Below are 17239 nucleotides of genomic sequence, written 5' to 3'. Positions count from 1 at the left end.
CCCAGATCGGAAGCAAAGGAGCTGATGCGCAACCCACTGTCGCCGACTACGACAGCCTGGTCCGAAGACTTCGGGACCTGGAGGACAAGGAAGCTCTGCGCGCCCTCATGATCCGCGGGTGGAGGGCGCTGGACCGCAAGGACTGGCAGACCTGGATCGCCTGCTGGGCTGAGGAAGCGGTGCTGGAGTTCGGGCCATGGGAGAAAACCCACGGGAAGGAGGCGGTCCGGGCGAAGGTGGAAGAGGCGGAATCGCCCTACCCGAGCATGCAGCACCACATCCTCAACATGCACTTCGACATAGAGGGCAACCGGGCGACCGGCATCGGCTACATGTGGTTCGTCGCTGTCACCGCACCCGGAAAAGCCTCCTCGCCCTACTCCATGGGCGGCCCCTACGACTGGGAATTCCGTCGGGGCCCGAACGGCTGGCTCCTCGTCCGCCAAAGGCTCGGCGTCTGGTGGACCGACGGCGAGGACACCCTGAAGGCCTTCGAGTAGACGAGGTCCCCCAGTTACGCGCATTCCGCGTCCGAACCTTCCGGCGGGAAACGCGGTTGCCCGAGCGTGGCCTGACCGACTCCGGTCGGCAGAGGTATCTGCGGACGAGCCGGTGGTGCTCAGAGGCCGTCCCTGGGGCCGTGGGTATGGAGGAACAGAACGGGGCCGGTGCCGAGGCGACCGTCGGCCGCCATCGCGAGCAGGGCAGCCAGAGCTTTCGCCGTGTACACGGGCTCAAGCTCCATGTGCGCACTGTCGGCGGCGAGTCGCTGCGCCTCAACGGCCTGCGGTGTGGCGTAACCGTAGCCCGGACCCAGCCAGTCCCGCACTGTCGTCACGTCGTCCGGCGTGATCCGGATCGGAGGAAGGTTCGCGCCCCGCCTGCGAAGCAAACGCTCGGTTTTCCTGGCCAGCGCGACCACGGCTTTCGCGTCCAGCCGCAGCGTGTGGTTGACGACCACGCCCACCACTCGTGTGCGGCGCAGCCCTGCCAGCCGGAGGCCGAGAGCCAGTCCTGCGGCTGTACCCCCTGAGCCGAGGGCGGTGACCACATGCGAGGGTTCCGGCAGAGCTCCGTCTGCTACCTGGGCCGCGAGCTCGAGGGCTGCTTCGACGTAGCCGAGCGTACCGACCGGTGCGGACCCGCCCGCCGGCAGGAAGTATGGCAGCCGCTTCCCTGTGGCGTGGTGAAGGAAGAGCCAGGGGGCGGCGGCGATTGTCCGATTCTTGGTGCGGGTGAAGTGCAGGGTGGCACCGGACCGTCGAAGCCGGTCCAGTTGTGCGCGGACGTGGTCATCGACCGGCTGGTCGATCAGGGCGAGCGCGGTGGCCAGGCCCTGCTCTCGAGCGTAAAGAGCCGTGGCCAGGCCCCAGTTCGTACCGAGACCACCCACTGTGAGGATCGTAGGTGTCCCACGGCGTTGCACATCGGGGAGGATCCACTCAAGCTTGCGGATCTTGTTGCCGCCCCACCCGCCTGAGCCGAATCCGCTCTCGTCCTTGCACCACAGCGAGACCCCGTGTGCCAACCCGGTCAGCTCGCGTACGGGCGTCGGCCGATCGCCGAGCGGGACGTATGGCAATGACGTGACCAACTGCGGAAACCGCCGGTGCAGCAGCGGTCCTCTCATACCGGTCCGACCTCTCCTCCGAGCGTTGTCCGCGAGTTGCGGGCCCCTGACACGTCTGGTGTCGGGCGAGTCTGTCTGTTTGTGGCTGCCCACGAGTTCAGCAGAGCGAGCGAGGCGTACGTCCTTAAGAGGAGGCACGTAGCGGGTTCGAGAGTCCAGGGGTACCCAACCCTCCAGCCCCGTGCCTCCTCCCCAAGCATCAGTAGTAGCTGCTAAACACCTCCACGATGGCTGCCCAAAGAGCGCGAGCGCTCAGTGAAACAGCCAGCCGCTTGGTGAGCTCTGCCGCTAACCGTGCCCGATGGGTAGACGACTTGTCACCCATGTCCCCACCTCCCCTTTCCGGAGCGCTGCCCCGTCATGGAGTGGCGGGGCCCCCTGTAGGGCGTGCGGGACAACTCACAATGTAGCGGGATGAGTTGTCATTGGAGATGGATTCAGTCCTTCCGCGCCCTGGGTAGCGGTCATGTCCCGAGGCACGCCTACATACTTCTCTCCCAGGTGCACCGATCGCTGCTGACTTCGGCAGCCAGCGGCGATTCCCCGGAGGGGGCGGGAGGAGATCCTGACGGACGCCCAGAGGCGCATTCCGCGCGTCTGCGGGGCCGTGCGGACTTCCACGAGCGGCACCCCGGGGAAGCTGCGCAGCGCCTGGTGGTGGGACCGCCGCAAAGGCACTGCGCCGAAGCCTGCCACCGGCGCCTACTCGCCCGGCAGTCTCCCGTAAATGATCTACGGAGTCTTTGGCTGACCTGCTCGTTGTGAGGGCTATCGGCGCCGACGGGGTTGTGCAGATCGGTGACGCCGAGGGGTCAGTTCTGGTTCACCGGCCAGACGGCCGCCGGATCGCAGTGGCTCGGGCACGCCAGCAGGTAGATCTCGTTGCCGAGAAACAGCCCGTCGGTGTCGGCGCCGAATTCCATGCCCTCCGGCACCTGGCAGACGTACACCAAATCGGTGCCGCACGCGCACTTGTAGTGCTCGGGATCCTGCGCCCAGGACGGGGTACCGCCGACCTTGAATGTCTGGGCTCTGAGCCCGTGCGGGTTGAGGGTGTCCTCGAAGGGCTGCAGCGTCAGTGGCAGGGCGCACAGGGACGGTTCGGTCTCTGCCGCCGGCAACGCCGCGTGGCGTTGGAGCAGCACGCGCCAGAACGGACGCGGGTAGGGCGGCTGTGGCGCGTCCCAGTACCGGGGCACGAGCCGACCAGCAGCCATCTGGTGGTCGGATGCGTCGTTGTGCGTGCGGCAGTGGAAGACCAGCAGGTGCTCTCCGCCGAAGTGCTCCAGGTCGAGGGGTATGTCGAGTTGGAAGAACAGGACAGGGCCATCCGCTCGCCGCAAAAACAGTCGGGCCATTCCTGGGCATCGTCGAGGAACGGCCAGCCGCCCACCGAGTTCCGCGTCGGCCGGTCCAGCGGGTCGGTCCCGACCTCGATCGCGTGGGCGGGCAGCACCGCCGGCATCTTCCTTGCATCGCGTTCGACCATTCGCACAGCCTAAAGGCTGTCCCAAGTCTGCTGGTGGCGGTGAGATGGTCCTGGTATGGCTGGTGTGATCATGGCGTCGCAGCCATCCTGGATGGCACCGTTCGCCGGGCTGAGCCCGCGCAGTTTCGGCACGATGGTGGCCATGCTGCGTCGCGAGGGTGCGGACCCGGTGCGGGCGGCCGTCCGGGGCCGGGCCGTGAGGGTTGGGTGCACCGGCCGGGCAGGCGAGACGCGGGCGGATGCACCCGCGGCGGACCCGGGCTGGAGTGAGCTGACCGGGCTCGGCTGGTTTCTCCCATGGGCGCCGCAGACGGCGGCGGCCTGGCGGACGAGCCTCAGCTGAGCGTGGGCGGCGATGGCGTGACGATGACGAGCCATGCCCAGCGGTCGCCGGTTTCGGGGGTGCGGACTTCTGGTCGGTCCAGCCGAGGGTTTGCTTGATCATGCGGAACGTGTGCTGCACGTCGAACCTCCGCAGAAACGCTTGCCGGCGCACGTCGACGTCCTCGCCGGTCAGATCGGTGGCGGACGACCACAGCCACAGGGGCAGCGGTTCGTTGCCACCGGGCAGACAAAGGTCGCGGTCGGTCCGGTTCCGGCCGCGCAGAATCGTACGGCTGCGGACAGAAGCCGCTCCTGGCCGAAACCCTCCGCTGAGCACCGACGGCACCCAGGTGCTCCTCTGCACGGAGTGGAGCCAGTGTCGAAGCCCACGACGAGGCGGCCGAAGCCGGGAACCACGACAAGAGCCACGAGATCTTCTCTCGCACTGGCGTACGACTCGCCGAGGGGAACCGTTACTGCCCCCACCGCACTCTGACCCGCCCACTGTAGGTTGCCGACCGCGACAGCGCCGCCGGACATCAAGCGCGCCCGGTGAACCGGCTGGAGAACCCGCGAAGGATCACCTCAGGAGATTCTCCGATAACGTCAGGGTATGAGTCATCCGCATCCCGATCTGAAAGCCGCCCCTCCGCTGCCCGAAGGAGGGCTGCGGGTCGTCGCCCTGGGCGGCCTGGGCGAGATCGGTCGCAACATGACCGTCTTCGAGCACGCCGGGAAGCTGCTTATCGTCGACTGCGGTGTGCTGTTTCCCGAGGAGACCCAGCCCGGCGTGGATGTGATCCTGCCGGACTTCACCTCGATCCGGGACCGTCTGGACGATGTGGTGGCCGTGGTGCTGACCCATGGCCACGAGGACCACATCGGGGGCGTACCGTACCTGCTGCGCGAGCGACGTGACATTCCCGTCGTCGGCTCGAAGCTGACGCTGGCGTTCCTGGAGGCCAAGCTCAAGGAGCACGGAATCAGGCCGAGTACGGTGCGGGTACGTGAGGGCGACCGGCGGGGGTTCGGTCCCTTCGACTGCGAGTTCGTGGCGGTCAACCACTCCATCCCGGACGGTCTCGCGGTCGCGATCCGTACCGGCGCCGGGCTGGTGCTGCACACTGGTGACTTCAAGATGGACCAGTTCCCCCTGGACGACCGCATTACGGACCTGCGCGCCTTCGCCCGGCTCGGCGAGGAGGGCGTCGACCTGTTCCTCACCGACTCCACCAACGCCGAGGTGCCCGGCTTCACCACCTCCGAGCGCGAGCTGAACCCCGCGATCGAACAGGTCCTGCGCACCGCCCCACGGCGGGTCATCGTCTCGAGCTTCGCCAGCCATGTGCACCGCATCCAGCAAGTACTCGACGCCGCTCACCAGCACGGCCGCAAGGTCGCCTTCGTGGGCCGGTCCATGGTCCGCAACATGGGTATCGCCCGTGAGCTGGGCTATCTGAAGGTTCCGCCCGGCCTGGTCGTCGGCATGAAGGAACTGGAGAAGCTGCCGGACCACCAGATCGCCCTGGTGTGCACCGGTTCGCAGGGCGAGCCGATGGCGGCACTGTCGCGGATGGCCAACCGCGACCACATGATCCGGATCGGCAAGGGGGACACCGTCCTGCTCGCCAGCTCTCTCATCCCGGGCAATGAGAACGCCATCTACCGGGTGATCAACGGGCTGACCCGGTGGGGCGCGAACGTCGTCCACAAGGGCAACGCCAAGGTGCATGTCTCGGGGCACGCCAGCGCGGGTGAGCTCGTGTACTGCTACAACATCGTCAAGCCCCGGCACGTCATGCCTGTGCACGGTGAATGGCGCCATCTGCGGGCCAACGGCGACCTGGCCATCCGCACCGGGGTCGATCCCGAGCGGGTGGTCATCGCCGAGGACGGTGTCGTTGTCGACCTCGTCGGCGGACGCGCCTCCATCACCGGCAAGGTGCCCGCGGGCTACGTCTACGTGGACGGCATGGAGGTCGGCGGCGCCACCGAGGCGTCCCTGAAGGACCGTCTTACCCTCGCGGAGGAAGGCGTCGTCACCGTCGTGGCCATCGTCGACGCCGACACGGGCGCCCTCGCCGAGGCACCAGACTTCCTGGCTCGCGGCTTCGTCCACGACGACACCACCTTCGAGCCGGTCATCCCGGTGATCGAGAAGGTCCTGGCCACCGCGGCCCTGGAAGGCGTCGGTGACGCGCACCAACTGGAGCAACTCATCGCCAGGGCCGTGGCGTCATGGGCGTTCCGCACCCACCGCCGCAAGCCCCTCATCATCCCGGTCATCATCGACGCCTGACGGGGATATGTCCGGTCGGCTTGCTCAGCCAGAACTGCGGGGCGCCGACACCGGAGCCCCGCACGCCCCAGAGGTCCTCCGTCTTCTCCGTGAGTGTCGTGGGCGCCGGAAGAAGAGTGACGACAAAAGCTGAGTCCGCGCCGCCTGACGGTCCGTAGGCGGGGCGTCAGGCGCAGACTCCAACACGAGCTTGACCACGGCCTGTTCACGCCTCACGCGTGCGTGTGGTGACGGGTGACCGTTCAGGTGCTGACGGCCGTCATGGCGGTGGAAAGGCGCTGCTTCTGGGAAGGAATCAACTCCGCTGACGGTGGGGGATGACCATGGTGACGACTGTGAGTGCGCTCGGTGGCCTGCTGGGGCTGATCGTGTCGCTGATGTTCCTGGCGAAGCAGACGAAGGCCGTGTCCGAGCAGGTCCGGATGGGCAACGTCATCAACGGCACGACCGGAATAGACGCCTGCCTGAACAACGTGCGAGAGATCTACTTCAAGATGTTGGAGTACCCCGGAATGAGGGCGTACTTCTACGACAACAAGCCGTGCCCGGATCAAGGGGAAGAGCGTGAACGAATCCTGATCGTGACTGAGGTGCTGGCCGACGTTCTGGAAACTGGCCTGATGGCCACACGTCGCATCCCGGAAACCGAGTCCTACGAGGACTGGCGGGACTACTGCCGTTTTATCCTGGAGCACAGTCCGGCGATGCGTTCCACCGTCGCCGAACATCCGCTGTGGTGGCGAGAGTTGGCGAGCCAAGCATAGTGCTCATGCGGCAGGGGCCAGCACGCGCTTGACCTTGGCCCGGGTCGCGACGGGCGAACGTACAAGGACCGACGCCCGGCTGGGAGCGAGGCGAGCCTGTGCCGTGTACGGATGACTGGCGGGCGCGGCGACCGAGCTTCCGGCCGACGCGAGGAGGGTGGGCAGGGTGTCGGGCGATACCACGCCTGAGGCAAGCTCGGCCCGGTTAATAGGAGCTGTCTGCCTGAAGGGATCAGACCAGGCGGCGCGGTTCCCTCCACACTAGAGAAGTCGACGTCGCCCCTGTGAACTCTGCGGCGTCGAAGCGGACTGTGCCGCTGGTGAATCTTGCGTTGCTGAAGCGGACCGAGCCGCTGGTGCCGCTGAAGCGGACCCTGGAGCCGGCGAACTTGGCGCCGTTGAAGAGCACCATGGCACCGGTGAATGTGGCGCCGCTTACCCCGGCCCCATCGAGGTAGCCCGCGGCGGCAGTTGCCGAAGTCGCCCAGTGCTCGGCAACGGCGGAAGGTCTCGTCTCATCGGCGTGCGGCCGATTGTGCCGCGTCAGCGACCACTCGGGCGGTCGCCCGTCCGCAGTCTCTTACCGAGGGGTCTGCCGCAGGCAGGCACCGACGTACCGTGGGCTCGTACATGCAGCCGATCACTCCAGCGTGGTCGGAGGCCGGCTCGTAGAGTTCGGAGTCCCAGCCCTGTTGGCTCAGTGCTTCGTGCAGTTCCCTCGAGGAGTCGCAGGGGACGGCTGTGTCCGCGCTGCCGTGCACCAGCCGTACGGGCACCGGTTCCACCGCCCGTCCCAGCATCTCGAGGGGCACTGTGCCCGTGGTGCGCGCCGGGAGCCGGTAGCCGCCCGCGATGCCGACCACCGCGGCTGGCCGCCAGCCGTCGAAGAGCTCCGGGTGCAGGGATACCCCCAGAGCGGCGCCTGCGCCCGCCGACCAGCCTGCGAGCACTATCCGCTCGGGGTTGGTGAAGGTCTGTGTGTAGTCACGGGCGAACCGTAGAGCGTCGGTGAGATGGCCGCGGCCGTCGTCCGGCCGGTCCGAACGCCAGTCCGGTACGAGGACGGTAGGGCCCAGACTGGCGATCTCCCGGGCCAGTGGGGCGAGTACGTCTCGCTCGTCGGGTCCCCTGCCGTGCCAGAGCAACACGCACTGGCCGCGGTGCCGGGTGGAGTTGTAGATGTCGAGGAGCTTGCTCTCGCTGCCGGTGGGGTATCGCATGGTGCGGATCGCTATGTTCAAGGCTGTTCCTTTGGGCGGTGGAATGCTGCATCGTGAATCAGTTCTCCGGCGTGTCCAGGATGTCTGATGCCATGTCCGCGCCGCGGTCTCTGGTGATGGATTGCGAGCAGAACAGGTCGTTGTCGTTGACTGCGGCGTCCGCCTCCAGGGAGCGGCGCATCGCCGACGCATCCGGGCCGATGCGCTGATCACACTGTCCGGCCCCATCGCCCGGTTCCACTCCAAGCTCAGCTCCAGCCGCCACAGCAGGTGATACAGGCGCGGCAGCGTCGGCAGCCGCGGAAGTCCCGTGGCCCGGATGCCCTCCTCCAGCGGGCGCGGGGTTCCCCCCGGGCGGATCTCTCTCGGTCGCAGCTGGCGTCCCGGCTCAGCCCAGCTTGTGCCTGTGGTCGGGAAGGGCGCCTGACCTGCCTGTTCTTCTGCACCTGTCAGGGCGTGAGCAGGTCGGCGAGTTCTGTTCGGGAGCTGATGCCGAGCTTGGGGAACGCGCGGTAGAGGTGGTGGCCGACGGTGCGTGGGCTCAGGAACAGGTGCGTGGCGATTTCGCGGTTGGTGGCGCCGGTGGCCGCGAGGCGGACGACTTCGCGCTCCTGGGCGCTCAGGCGGGTCAGGGGGGAGTCGGTGGCGTCGGACGGGTCGTGGGTTTCGCCGGCTGCCTGGAGTTCCGTGCGAGCGCGGTGGGCCCAGGGTCGGGCGTTCAGCTGATCGAAGATTTTCAGTGCGGTGCGCAGTTGGTCGCGGGCGTCGATTTTGCGGCGCGAGCGGCGCAGCCATTCGCCGTAGAGGAGTTGGGTGCGCGCCCGATCGAAGTCGTTGCCGTCGGTGTGCAGGTCCAAGGCGGCCAGATAGTGCTGCTCGGCCTGTGTGTCCGGGCTGGTCAGGGCCGCGCAGCGGTGCGCTTGGGCCGTGAAGTGGAGCTGTCCGAGGCCGGCCGCCCATGTCATGAGCTGGTCCGCGGGTGCCCGCGCCCCTTCCGGATGTCCGGCGCGCACGGCCGCCTCGATCAGATCCGGCAACAGGTGCCGGGCCAGGAAGGGGTGGCCCGCCGCCTGCCGGGCCGCCTCCAGATGGCGCAGCGCGTCCTGCGCCCGCCCGAGGCCGAGGTCGAGCAGCCCCAGCGCCCACAGCGCCTCCGCCGCGCCCCGTCCGACCGAGCGCGGGCGGGTGTACTCCAGTGCCTGTTCGGCCATTTTCCGGGTCTGCGCCTCCTCCCCTTGGACGGCGGCCAGCACCGCCAACAGGGCGCGCAGATGGGCTGCTCGGTGGTCCAGGTCGTAGCCGTCGGCCAGCCGGAGCGCTTCGGTGGCGTGTGCGTGCGCGTCGTCGAGCCGGCCGAGCGCCAGCTCCACCTGGGCGCGCAGATGCAGCGTGGTGGGCAGCCATCCACCGATGCCCTGCTCGCGGCAGTGGGCGACCGCCGCGGCGGCCAGTTCGTGCGCGGTCGCGTGATCGGCCATCAGGTGGCAGTAGATCGAGGTCACCAACTGGTCCATGAGCCCGACGTCGGCGAGGCGTCCGGCCCGTACGAGAGTGTCCAGGGCCCGGCGCGCGCCGGGCAGGTCGCCCGCCAGGAGGTGGGCGGGCACGGCCAGGATCGGCAGATGGGGTGTGCGGACGCCGATCTCCACCATGAGGGGTGCGTCGCCCGCGCAGAAGGCCGCGTGGATGGCGTCGGTCAGCAGCGGCGCGAGCTTGTCGGGGCGGTCGGCCGAGATCGTGTCCGCGCAGTCGGCCAGGATGCGGGCGGCCCGGCGGGGGCTGCCGTAGCCGAGCTCGACCACGGAGCGTACGCGGGCGAAGTCCGCCGCCATCCCTGGGTCCCGCAACGGCAGTGGCACCTGGTCGGTGAGAGCGCGGCACCGTTCGTCCTGGCCGGCTTCGCTCGCCTTCTGCGCGGCGGTGATCAGGCGGCGGGCATGCCGGTGCGGATCGGCGGTCAGGCGGGCGGCCCGCTCGTACGCCGCGGACGCGGACGCCATCGCCTGCCTGCTTCCAGCCCACTCGGCGACCCGTTCCAACTCCGCGGCGACCTCTTCGTCCGGGCCGGTCGTCGCGGCGGCCAGGTGCCAGGCGCGCCGGTGCGCGTGCTGGGCGCCGTCCAGGTCCGCCGCCAACGCCCGGTGCGCCGCGATCCGCCAGGCCAGCGGGGCCTGTTGGTAGGCGGCGAACCGGATGAGGGGGTGCCGGAAACGCAGTTTCTGCGCGGAGACGAAGACCAGTCCGGCACGCTCGGCGGGCTCTAGATCCCTGACCTCCCCGTCGAGCCGGCCCGCGGCTGCCAGCACGGTGGGAAGGTCCCCGGTGTCGTCGGCCGCGGCCACCGCGAGAGTGCGCTGGGTCGCGTCGGGAAGGCGGCGGATCTGCTGTGCGAACGCGTCCTGGAGCCGATGGGGCAGCTCGGGCCGCGCCTCGGCCGGCGCCAGCAGCCCCAGCTGTCCGGCGCGCTGCGCCGGGGTCAGCGCGGCGGCCAACTCCCGCAGCGCCAGCGGGTTTCCCTGCGCCTGGTCGAGGATGTGCTCGGCGACCGGGGGAGCGAGGCCGGGCAGCAGCGCCACGGCCGACCGCCGGTCGATGCCGGTGACGTGTACGCGCGGCAGCGCCCTCGATCCGCTCTCCGGCGAGGTGCCGCGGGTGGCGAAGAGCATGACGATGCCTTCGTCCCGCAGCCGCCGGGCGGCAAAGGTCAGCGCGTCCCCGGACGGCCGGTCGAGCCATTGCAGGTCGTCGACCAGGCACAGCAGGGGGTCGTCCGTGGCCGCCTCGGACAGCAGCGACAGTGTGGCGAGCCCCAGGGTGAGACGGTCCCGTACGGGCTCGTCGCTCAGGCCGAAGACGGCGCGCAGAGCCCCGGCCTGCGGTCCCGGCAGCCGGTCGAGTAGATCGAGCACCGGCAGGAAGAGCTGATGGAGCCCTCCGAAAGCGAGCTCCATCTCCGACTCGATGCCCTCGACCCGCAGCGCGCGCATGCCGTCCGCGTGGGCGGCCGCATGCTCAAGGAGGGTGGTCTTGCCGATGCCGGCCTCGCCGTACAGCAGCAGTGAACTGCTCGCTCCGCGCCGAGAGTTGGCGAGCATCCGCTCAATGTGGCGTCGTTCTTCTGCGCGCCCCTGCACCGTCCGCTCCCCCTCGCCAGCAACCGAGCATCATGATCGACACTGTACGTCGGGGGAGCGGCGATGCCGCAACGGGCCGTCCTCAGGCGCCTTCGAGCACCGGCCAGATCTCGATGGTCTCCAAGGTGCCGAGCCCCTTGGCGAGTTCCACGGCTTCCTCACGGTCGGCCACGTCGATGACGAACCAGCCGCCCAGGGTCTCCTCGCCGGGGTGTGCGGGCCCGTCGGTCACCGCGGCGGGCGCTGCTCCGGTGGTCTTGCGCACGGTCGCCGCGGTGGCCGACTCGGTGTCCAGAGCATCGCCACTGATCAGTTTGCCTGCCGCCGCGATCTTGCCGATCCAGGTCTCGTACGCCGCTCGGTGAGCGGCCCGGTCGGTCCGGATCCGGTGGCGCGACTCATCGGTCTCGAAGATCACGAGTGCGTACTTCATGAGCGTTCCCTTTCGTTCCCTCGTTGTTCGTTGCTTCGTTGCGTGCGGACACGGACGCCGACGCGGGCGAGTGCACCGATTTCCAGCGCTGTCCACAGAGCTCCGTCCGGGCCCAGGGCGATCCCGTGCGGCTCCGAGCCCGGGGTCGGGAGGTCGTGCACGGTGACAGTGCCGTCGGGGGTGAGGGAGCCCACCCGGTTGCCGGCCCACTCGGTGAACCACAACGTGCCGTCGCTGCCGGGGGTGATGGCATGCGGCCGGGACGTGCGGTCGGGCAGCGGGAACTCGGTGATCCCGCCGTCGGGAGTGATCCGCCCGATCTGCCCTGCACCGATCTCGACGAACCAGACCGCCCCGTCGTGCCCGGCCGCGATGCCCACCGGGGCGGCGGACCTGGTCGGCAACGGGTGCAGAGTGACGGCTCCGTCCATGCCGATCCGCCCGATCGCGTCGGCCTGGTTCAGGGTGAACCACATCCCGTCGTCGGCTCCTGCGGTGATCGCGGAGGGGTAGGTCCCCGTGGCGGGCAGCGGGAACTCGGTCACCCGGCCGTCGGTGGTGATCCTGCCGATCCGGTCGGCGGCGGTCTCGGTGAACCACAGCGCTCCGTCCGGCCCGGCGGCGATTCCGAACGGACCGCACTCCGCAGTCGGCACGGTGAATTCCTCGACCTTGCCGTCGAGGGCGATCCGGCCGATGCGGTGCGCCCGGTGCTCGGTGAACCACAAGGCGTCGTCCGGCCCGACAGCGATGATCGTTGGCCCGCAGTCCGGGTCGAGTTGATGGTGCGTGAGTACCCCTCCGGGCACGAGACGCCCGATGCCCCCGCTGTGAACCAGCGTGAACCACAGCGCCCCGTCCGGGCCCGTGGTGAGCGCGTAGGGACCGCTGTCGCTCCCGGCCAAGGTGAACTCTTCGATGAAAACCGGCATCAGACCGGCTCTCCTCTCTTCATACGGCTCATGCGGCTCTCTTCATACGGCGCGCCCGCTGCCGCCCTTCATCAACCGTCTGTCTCCCTCGGGCGAAGGGGCCTCCGTTTCTCCGCCCTACGCCACCGGCGCCGAATACAGCATGCGGATCTCCGAAGTCCGGTAGCCGGCGCGGGCGAAGGCCGCGGCCATGGGGGCGTTGCCGGTGTCCGTGGTGGCTGTGATCAGTTCGGCACCGGATTCCGCGTGGATGAGGGTGATCTCGGTGAGGAGGTCGTCCACGTACCCATGGCCGCGGAACTCGGGGACGACGCCCAGGTAGCCCACGTTGCGGGCATACGGTGTCGCGGAGGGGAGGGCGAGGCCCGCGACCTGCCCGTCCGGGGTGTGGGCCACGCGCCACCACTCGCGCCGACCGGGGCAGCCGAGATAGAAGTCCATCTCGTCCCTGGCCGTGGCTTCGGCGCCCTTGACGGCGATGTTCCTGCGGGTCTCGTCGTCCAGGCTGCCGACGGCTGTCCGACGGAACAGCCGGAGGAACTCCTCGTCCGAAGCGGGGGCGAACGTCAGCCGGCCCCTGGACGCGGGGAGGCCGACGTCGGCCGTCCATTGCAGGCGCAGCCGTTCCACCTCATGCGTGAGGCCTGCTGCCACGGCGGCCCGGCGCCGCCACTCCACGGCGGCCACCGCGGCCGGGGTGTCACGCCAGCCGACGGGCAGCGTCAGGTTGTACAGCGGAATTTTGGGCGCACCGGCTTCGGCGAACGCCCGCAGCGCTGCGGTCAGCAGCCCGGCCGCCACCTCCGCGCGGTCGGGGAGCCTCGGGTCGACATGCAGACAGTCCAGGGCGACGGGGTGAGCGCTGTCCTGCTGCCCCCACCACAAGGAACGGCCCACGATCCGCCCGTCGTCCTCGGCGATCCAGGTCCACTCCGGCCGGTACATCCCCTGCTTCAAATCGTCCAGGTAGCGGTCGGCGTCGATCCAGCCCACCGGTTCATCCACGATGACTGCTGCGACACGCTCTTGATCGGCCTCGGTCGTGGGGCGAAACAACACTTGTGCTCCTACTGCTTGGTGTACGTAGTGACAGTGGCGCCGGTGGCGAAGACCCGGAAGTCGGTCAGCGTGAAGGCGGCAGGGTCGAATGCCGCGTGGAACAGCGGAACGCCGGCCCCGAACACCACCGGGCGGCGGTGGACCACGAGCTTGTCGACCTCGCGCAGCAAGCGCCCGGCCAGCACCGGGCCGCCGCACAGCCAGATGCCCATGCCCGGCCGCCGCTTCAGCCCGCGGACGAACTCCGCCGGGTCCCCGGCGACGACATCGACGCCTGACGCGGGCCGTTTCAGGGACGAGGAGACCACGTACTGCCGCAGCCAGGGATACGGGCTGTCGGCACCGGCCGCCCGAGCGGATTCGTAGACGCCGCGCCCCATGACGACCGTGTCGAACAATCTGTTCGCCGTGCTGACGACGCCCAGCGGCCTGCGGACATGGTCCGGGACGGTCTCGGGGTACTCGGCCAGAACGGCGGCCTTGAGATCGCCGTCGAAGCCGAAGGGGTCGCACTGTCCGTCAGGACCGGCGGTGAAGCCGTCGACACTGCAGCCGACGAGGTACGTGAGCAGACGCATGCGGGTCCGATTCCGATCCGTTGCCACCAGGGACGAGATGACACTAGGCACCCCGATTCAGGAGGGCATCGGTCATCGCGACGTAACGTGACCCGCCTCGCCCGGGACGGCATCGGTAGCGGTGTCGGGGTCGCTACCGGCGGGCCGGGGTGTCAGGGCCGCCCCTTCTCCCACGCCTCCCGATCCCCTATGAACCGAGGGCGCTCCCCGACGATCGACCGGGTCTGGGCCGTGCCACGGCCCAGGTGCCAGCCCACCGTGCCCCTGACTCGGGACGCGCAGGAAGCGATGAAGTGGTCGCAGACCGTGCGGAGTTCACCGAACCGGCGGACCTCCAAGGCCTCGCGCACCCAGAGTTGTTCGAGGCGCATTTTCTCGCGGACGGTCTCGGCGGCGAGCGTCACCGTCTCCAGGTGGGAAACGTCCTCAGTATCCGAGGGCCCGTAGCCAAGGCCCTCCGAGACCGAGAGATGATCTTGTTGTGGCTGGTGTGATCACGGCGTCGGAGCCCTCATGGATAGTCCCGGCTTGGACGAAGTCGACCAGGACATGCCGTTCGCTGGGGTGGATATCGGGTGGCGGTCAACGCGTACGGCGTGGGGTCACGGTTACGCCACCCAGGCCGCCCTGGCCTGCCAGGCCTTCGGCTTCGATGTCCTCGGGCTGCCGGAGATCGTGGCGTCGACGACCATTAACAACGTTCGTTCCCAGGCAGTGATGCGCCGGATCGGCATGACTCGAGACGCGGCTGACGACTTCGAGGATCCCAGCGTGCCCGAAGGGCCGCTCCGCCAGTGCGTGCTGTACCGCACCCCCACAGAGATGCTCAAGGCCTACACCACCCGGCGGACACCATCTCGGCCTCAGTGATGTAGGCGTGCACCGATCCAGGCAGTGCAGAGACACCGCCCCGCAACTTCCGCGGCGGAAGGTCTCTGGGTTGCGCGGATGACTGTCCGCTGCATTCAGATCATCAGTCCCGCAATCCGGTGCGGTGGTGAGTGACCACCCCGCAATGCGTGGGGGAGTTGAGTATCCGGTCCTTGAAGAGGTGACCGCGCAGGATCGAGTGCTGTTTCGTATTCCGGATCCGGCCGAACAGCGAGCCGGGGCCTTCGACTCTCTGGGGCGTTGGGACGCGGCGATGTTCACCGTTGTGAGCGAGCGACTGCCTGCCTGCTGGGTGGCTGGATTGACCGATGGCTTGCTGACGTTGGCGCCGCGAGAGTGGCAGCGGGCCGGGTTCTGGACGACTACTTCGATGGCGTGCCTGCGGCGGCTGCTGAATACGACCGTTTGACGGCGGATGTTCTCGCCCAAGTCTGACGCGTGGAGCCGGACATCGTCACCGCGTCACCCGCCGTGCCTGAGTCCTGCGTGACCTTCCCGTCGAGCTGGTCGGCCGGGATCCGCTCCGATCCCGTCATTGCGCCTGCCGAAGCCTCCGCGCCTGCGAGGGACCAACGGCGAACTTCCCCTGGTGGAAGGCACATTAGTCCGGTGGAAGGTCGGGCATCTGCCGAAGGGCCGCGAGCCGCGGCCAGTGTGGCTGTGATCCTCCAGGACCGGAGTCACAGCGGATGACGTGGAGCGCTGCTGGCGAGTGTTCCTCCTGCGTTCGGTGATGCTCTCGGGTCGTCTGACCGTTTTGCCCACGTCGTAGCGGGTGGCAGACCGTCGGTTCTCCGAGCGAGCGGCCACTCGCCTGGGCAAGGCGGGTGCGCTCGGAGGCTCTGGAAGCTGGCACCGACCCGGGTCGGCGGGTCCTCGGATGCGGAACAAACCAATCGTCCCCACGTAGATGCTCCCGTAGGGTACGCAGGTTGTCGTGATGGAGAGGCGGTTCGGAAAGTGGCCCCCAGGGCAGAGACGCGGGAGCAGTTGGCGGGTGCGGCGCGGGCCGCGCTGGGCGGCGGGCGGCGGCTGGAGGCGGTTGAGCGGGTCGCTGGTGGTAGTAAGAAGGGCGTATACCGCCTGGTGATGGACGACACGACGACTGCTATCGCCTACCTGTGGGACGACGCCGAGAACTACTGGCCGGCGGCCGAGGGTGACGACGACCTCGCCGACCCGTTCGCGCCCGGTCTCGGGCTCGACCTGTTCGAGGCCGCGCACGCGCGGCTGGACGCGCTCGGCGTCCGCGTCCCCGCGATCCGTCTCATCGACCGCAACGGCGCCCACTGTCCGGCCGACCTCGCGATTGTCGAGGACCTCCCGGGCGAGAACTTGGAGGAGCTACTCGCGCACGACCCGAGCGCGGCGGCCCCGGTCATGGCCTGGCTCGGGGAGGCGCTGGAGGCGATGCGGCGCCATCGGGCGTCCACGTACGGCAAGGTGGCCGTGGTCGACGGGGGAGGTACGTCGCGCGGGACGTCGTGCGAGGGGGTCGTCCTCTACCGTGCGCTGCGGGACCTTGCCGAGGCGGCGTCGCGCGATCCGCGGATCGCGAGAACTCGCGACCGGCTGGAGGAGCGGCTGCTGGGTCTGACGGCGGCGGTGCGGCCGCGCGCGGAGTATGCGGTCGTGCACGGCGAACTGGGGCCCGACCACGTGCTGGTGGACGCGGGCGGGAACCCGGTGGCCATCGACATCGAGGGCCTGATGTACTTCGACGTCGAGTGGGAGCACGTTTTTCTGCGGATCCGGCTGCACGACGCCTACCGGCCGCTGCAGGTGGACGGACTGGACGAGGACCGGCTCGCGCTCTACATGCTCGCGCAGCGTCTGTCGCTGACGGCGGGTCCACTGCGGCTGCTCGACGGGGACTTCCCCAACCGGGCGTTCATGGCGGGCATCGCCGAGTACAACCTGATGAAGGCGCTGGAACTGGTCCACGCCTGAACGCCCGTGGCGTCTCACCTTATTCTCCCACCTGACCCCGAACGATGCCTCGAACGTGATCACCCATGCGGGATTCCGGGGGACGTGAACACGGCTTCGTCTGTGGGGGAATGAGTCGGCCGCACGACAACGCCCGGCGGGAGCCGTTCGCTGTGGCGTCGCACTTCCGGGACGACGTCTGCGCGTGTCTGACTGCCCGGCGTGACGAACTGTTCGAGCTGACGGACGCGTTGCTGTCTGCGGACGGGCCGGTGAGGACCGGTGGATCTGACGCTGCCGGCCGAGCACCGCCGTGGGCACGGCGCACTGTACGACGCCCTGAACCGTGGCCGGATCGACGCGGGGCGGCTGCGGCGGACTCTGGCCCGCGCTGCCCCAGCCCAAGGCCGCCAACGGGCGGCTCGTCCTGGCCGTGGATGTGAGCAACTGGCCTGCGGGAGCCAGCACGTATCTCTGCGGGGCGGTCTCCCGGCGGATTCCGGTCATCCGTAAACGGCAGGGGCCGCCGACCCGGTGACATGTCGTGAGATATGGTG

The 17239-nt window shown here is 68.9% G+C and carries 14 protein-coding genes and 5 pseudogenes; 7 read left to right on the top strand and 12 right to left on the bottom strand.

The window, feature by feature from the left end; genetic code table 11:
* Positions 1 to 5: 5 nt before the first annotated feature.
* Positions 6 to 500, top strand: coding sequence for a nuclear transport factor 2 family protein (locus OG966_RS01390; protein WP_326655037.1), 495 nt, complete (start codon positions 6 to 8; stop codon positions 498 to 500).
* A 119-nt stretch (positions 501 to 619) separates the two neighbouring features.
* Here the strand turns inward: OG966_RS01390 and OG966_RS01385 are convergent, their stop codons facing one another.
* Together OG966_RS01385 and OG966_RS01380 are read right to left on the bottom strand one after the other, a co-directional pair.
* The gene (locus OG966_RS01385) at positions 620 to 1630 is read right to left on the bottom strand and encodes a pyridoxal-phosphate dependent enzyme (RefSeq protein WP_326647456.1); all 1011 of its coding nucleotides are present in this window, start codon (positions 1628 to 1630) and stop codon (positions 620 to 622) included.
* An 812-nt stretch (positions 1631 to 2442) separates the two neighbouring features.
* The gene (locus tag OG966_RS01380) at positions 2443 to 2988 is read right to left on the bottom strand and encodes a hypothetical protein (RefSeq protein WP_326655555.1); all 546 of its coding nucleotides are present in this window, start codon (positions 2986 to 2988) and stop codon (positions 2443 to 2445) included.
* 186 nt (positions 2989 to 3174) lie between these two features.
* Here OG966_RS01380 and OG966_RS01375 point away from each other — a divergent pair.
* Positions 3175 to 3312: pseudogene (locus OG966_RS01375) on the top strand (IS5/IS1182 family transposase); the annotation flags it as partial.
* Here OG966_RS01375 and OG966_RS01370 read toward each other — a convergent pair.
* Positions 3293 to 3690, bottom strand: a pseudogene (locus OG966_RS01370) (NF041680 family putative transposase); the annotation flags it as partial. The pseudogenes OG966_RS01375 and OG966_RS01370 sit on opposite strands and share 20 nt — an antisense overlap.
* Before the next feature lie 366 nt (positions 3691 to 4056).
* On the opposite strand from OG966_RS01370, the gene OG966_RS01365 reads away from it, so the two are divergent.
* Together OG966_RS01365 and OG966_RS01360 are read left to right on the top strand one after the other, a co-directional pair.
* On the top strand, positions 4057 to 5742 hold the full coding sequence (locus OG966_RS01365) for a ribonuclease J (protein ID WP_326647455.1): 1686 nt from the start codon (positions 4057 to 4059) through the stop codon (positions 5740 to 5742).
* 317 nt (positions 5743 to 6059) lie between these two features.
* Positions 6060 to 6506, top strand: coding sequence for a hypothetical protein (locus OG966_RS01360; protein ID WP_326647454.1), 447 nt, complete (start codon positions 6060 to 6062; stop codon positions 6504 to 6506).
* A 515-nt stretch (positions 6507 to 7021) separates the two neighbouring features.
* Here the strand turns inward: OG966_RS01360 and OG966_RS01355 are convergent.
* From OG966_RS01355 to OG966_RS01320, 8 genes are all read right to left on the bottom strand, one after another.
* A complete protein-coding gene (locus OG966_RS01355; protein WP_326647453.1) occupies positions 7022 to 7747 on the bottom strand; it encodes an alpha/beta hydrolase in 726 nt (241 codons plus the stop codon).
* Positions 7748 to 7784: 37 nt separating this feature from the next.
* Positions 7785 to 7907, bottom strand: coding sequence for a hypothetical protein (locus OG966_RS01350; protein ID WP_326647452.1), 123 nt, complete (start codon positions 7905 to 7907; stop codon positions 7785 to 7787).
* Positions 7908 to 8175: 268 nt separating this feature from the next.
* Positions 8176 to 10860, bottom strand: a complete 2685-nt coding sequence (locus tag OG966_RS01345) for an ATP-binding protein (protein WP_326647451.1) — start codon at positions 10858 to 10860, stop codon at positions 8176 to 8178.
* 82 nt (positions 10861 to 10942) lie between these two features.
* On the bottom strand, positions 10943 to 11293 hold the full coding sequence (locus tag OG966_RS01340; RefSeq protein WP_326647450.1) for a YciI family protein: 351 nt from the start codon (positions 11291 to 11293) through the stop codon (positions 10943 to 10945).
* Complete coding sequence (locus OG966_RS01335; RefSeq protein ID WP_326647449.1) at positions 11290 to 12225, bottom strand: Vgb family protein; 936 nt, start codon at positions 12223 to 12225, stop codon at positions 11290 to 11292. Before OG966_RS01335 ends, OG966_RS01340 begins: the two co-directional genes overlap by 4 nt.
* 117 nt (positions 12226 to 12342) lie before the next feature.
* Positions 12343 to 13284 carry a GNAT family N-acetyltransferase gene (locus OG966_RS01330; protein WP_326647448.1) on the bottom strand — a complete coding sequence of 314 codons (942 nt, stop codon included), beginning with the start codon at positions 13282 to 13284 and terminating at the stop codon, positions 12343 to 12345.
* A gap of 8 nt (positions 13285 to 13292) precedes the next feature.
* Positions 13293 to 13862, bottom strand: a complete 570-nt coding sequence (locus OG966_RS01325; protein ID WP_326647447.1) for a dihydrofolate reductase family protein — start codon at positions 13860 to 13862, stop codon at positions 13293 to 13295.
* Positions 13863 to 14014: 152 nt separating this feature from the next.
* Entirely contained in the window at positions 14015 to 14266 is a 252-nt protein-coding gene (locus tag OG966_RS01320; RefSeq protein ID WP_326647446.1) for a hypothetical protein, read from the bottom strand.
* Positions 14267 to 14384: 118 nt separating this feature from the next.
* On the opposite strand from OG966_RS01320, the pseudogene OG966_RS01315 reads away from it, so the two are divergent.
* A pseudogene (locus OG966_RS01315) lies at positions 14385 to 14732 on the top strand (GNAT family N-acetyltransferase); the annotation flags it as partial.
* Positions 14733 to 15470: 738 nt separating this feature from the next.
* Here OG966_RS01315 and OG966_RS40650 read toward each other — a convergent pair.
* Positions 15471 to 15622 (bottom strand): annotated as a pseudogene (locus OG966_RS40650) (NF041680 family putative transposase); the annotation flags it as partial.
* A gap of 91 nt (positions 15623 to 15713) precedes the next feature.
* Here OG966_RS40650 and OG966_RS01310 point away from each other — a divergent pair.
* Both OG966_RS01310 and OG966_RS01305 read left to right on the top strand, forming a co-directional pair.
* Positions 15714 to 16703 (top strand): phosphotransferase family protein, encoded by a 990-nt coding sequence (locus tag OG966_RS01310; protein WP_326647445.1) that lies wholly within the window; start codon positions 15714 to 15716, stop codon positions 16701 to 16703.
* Positions 16704 to 16813: 110 nt separating this feature from the next.
* Positions 16814 to 17133 (top strand): annotated as a pseudogene (locus OG966_RS01305) (transposase); the annotation flags it as partial.
* Positions 17134 to 17239 lie beyond the last annotated feature (106 nt).

This window comes from Streptomyces sp. NBC_01750 (assembly GCF_035918095.1).
Lineage (GTDB): Bacteria > Actinomycetota > Actinomycetes > Streptomycetales > Streptomycetaceae > Streptomyces.
This window is presented reverse-complemented; position numbering and strand designations above follow the sequence as displayed.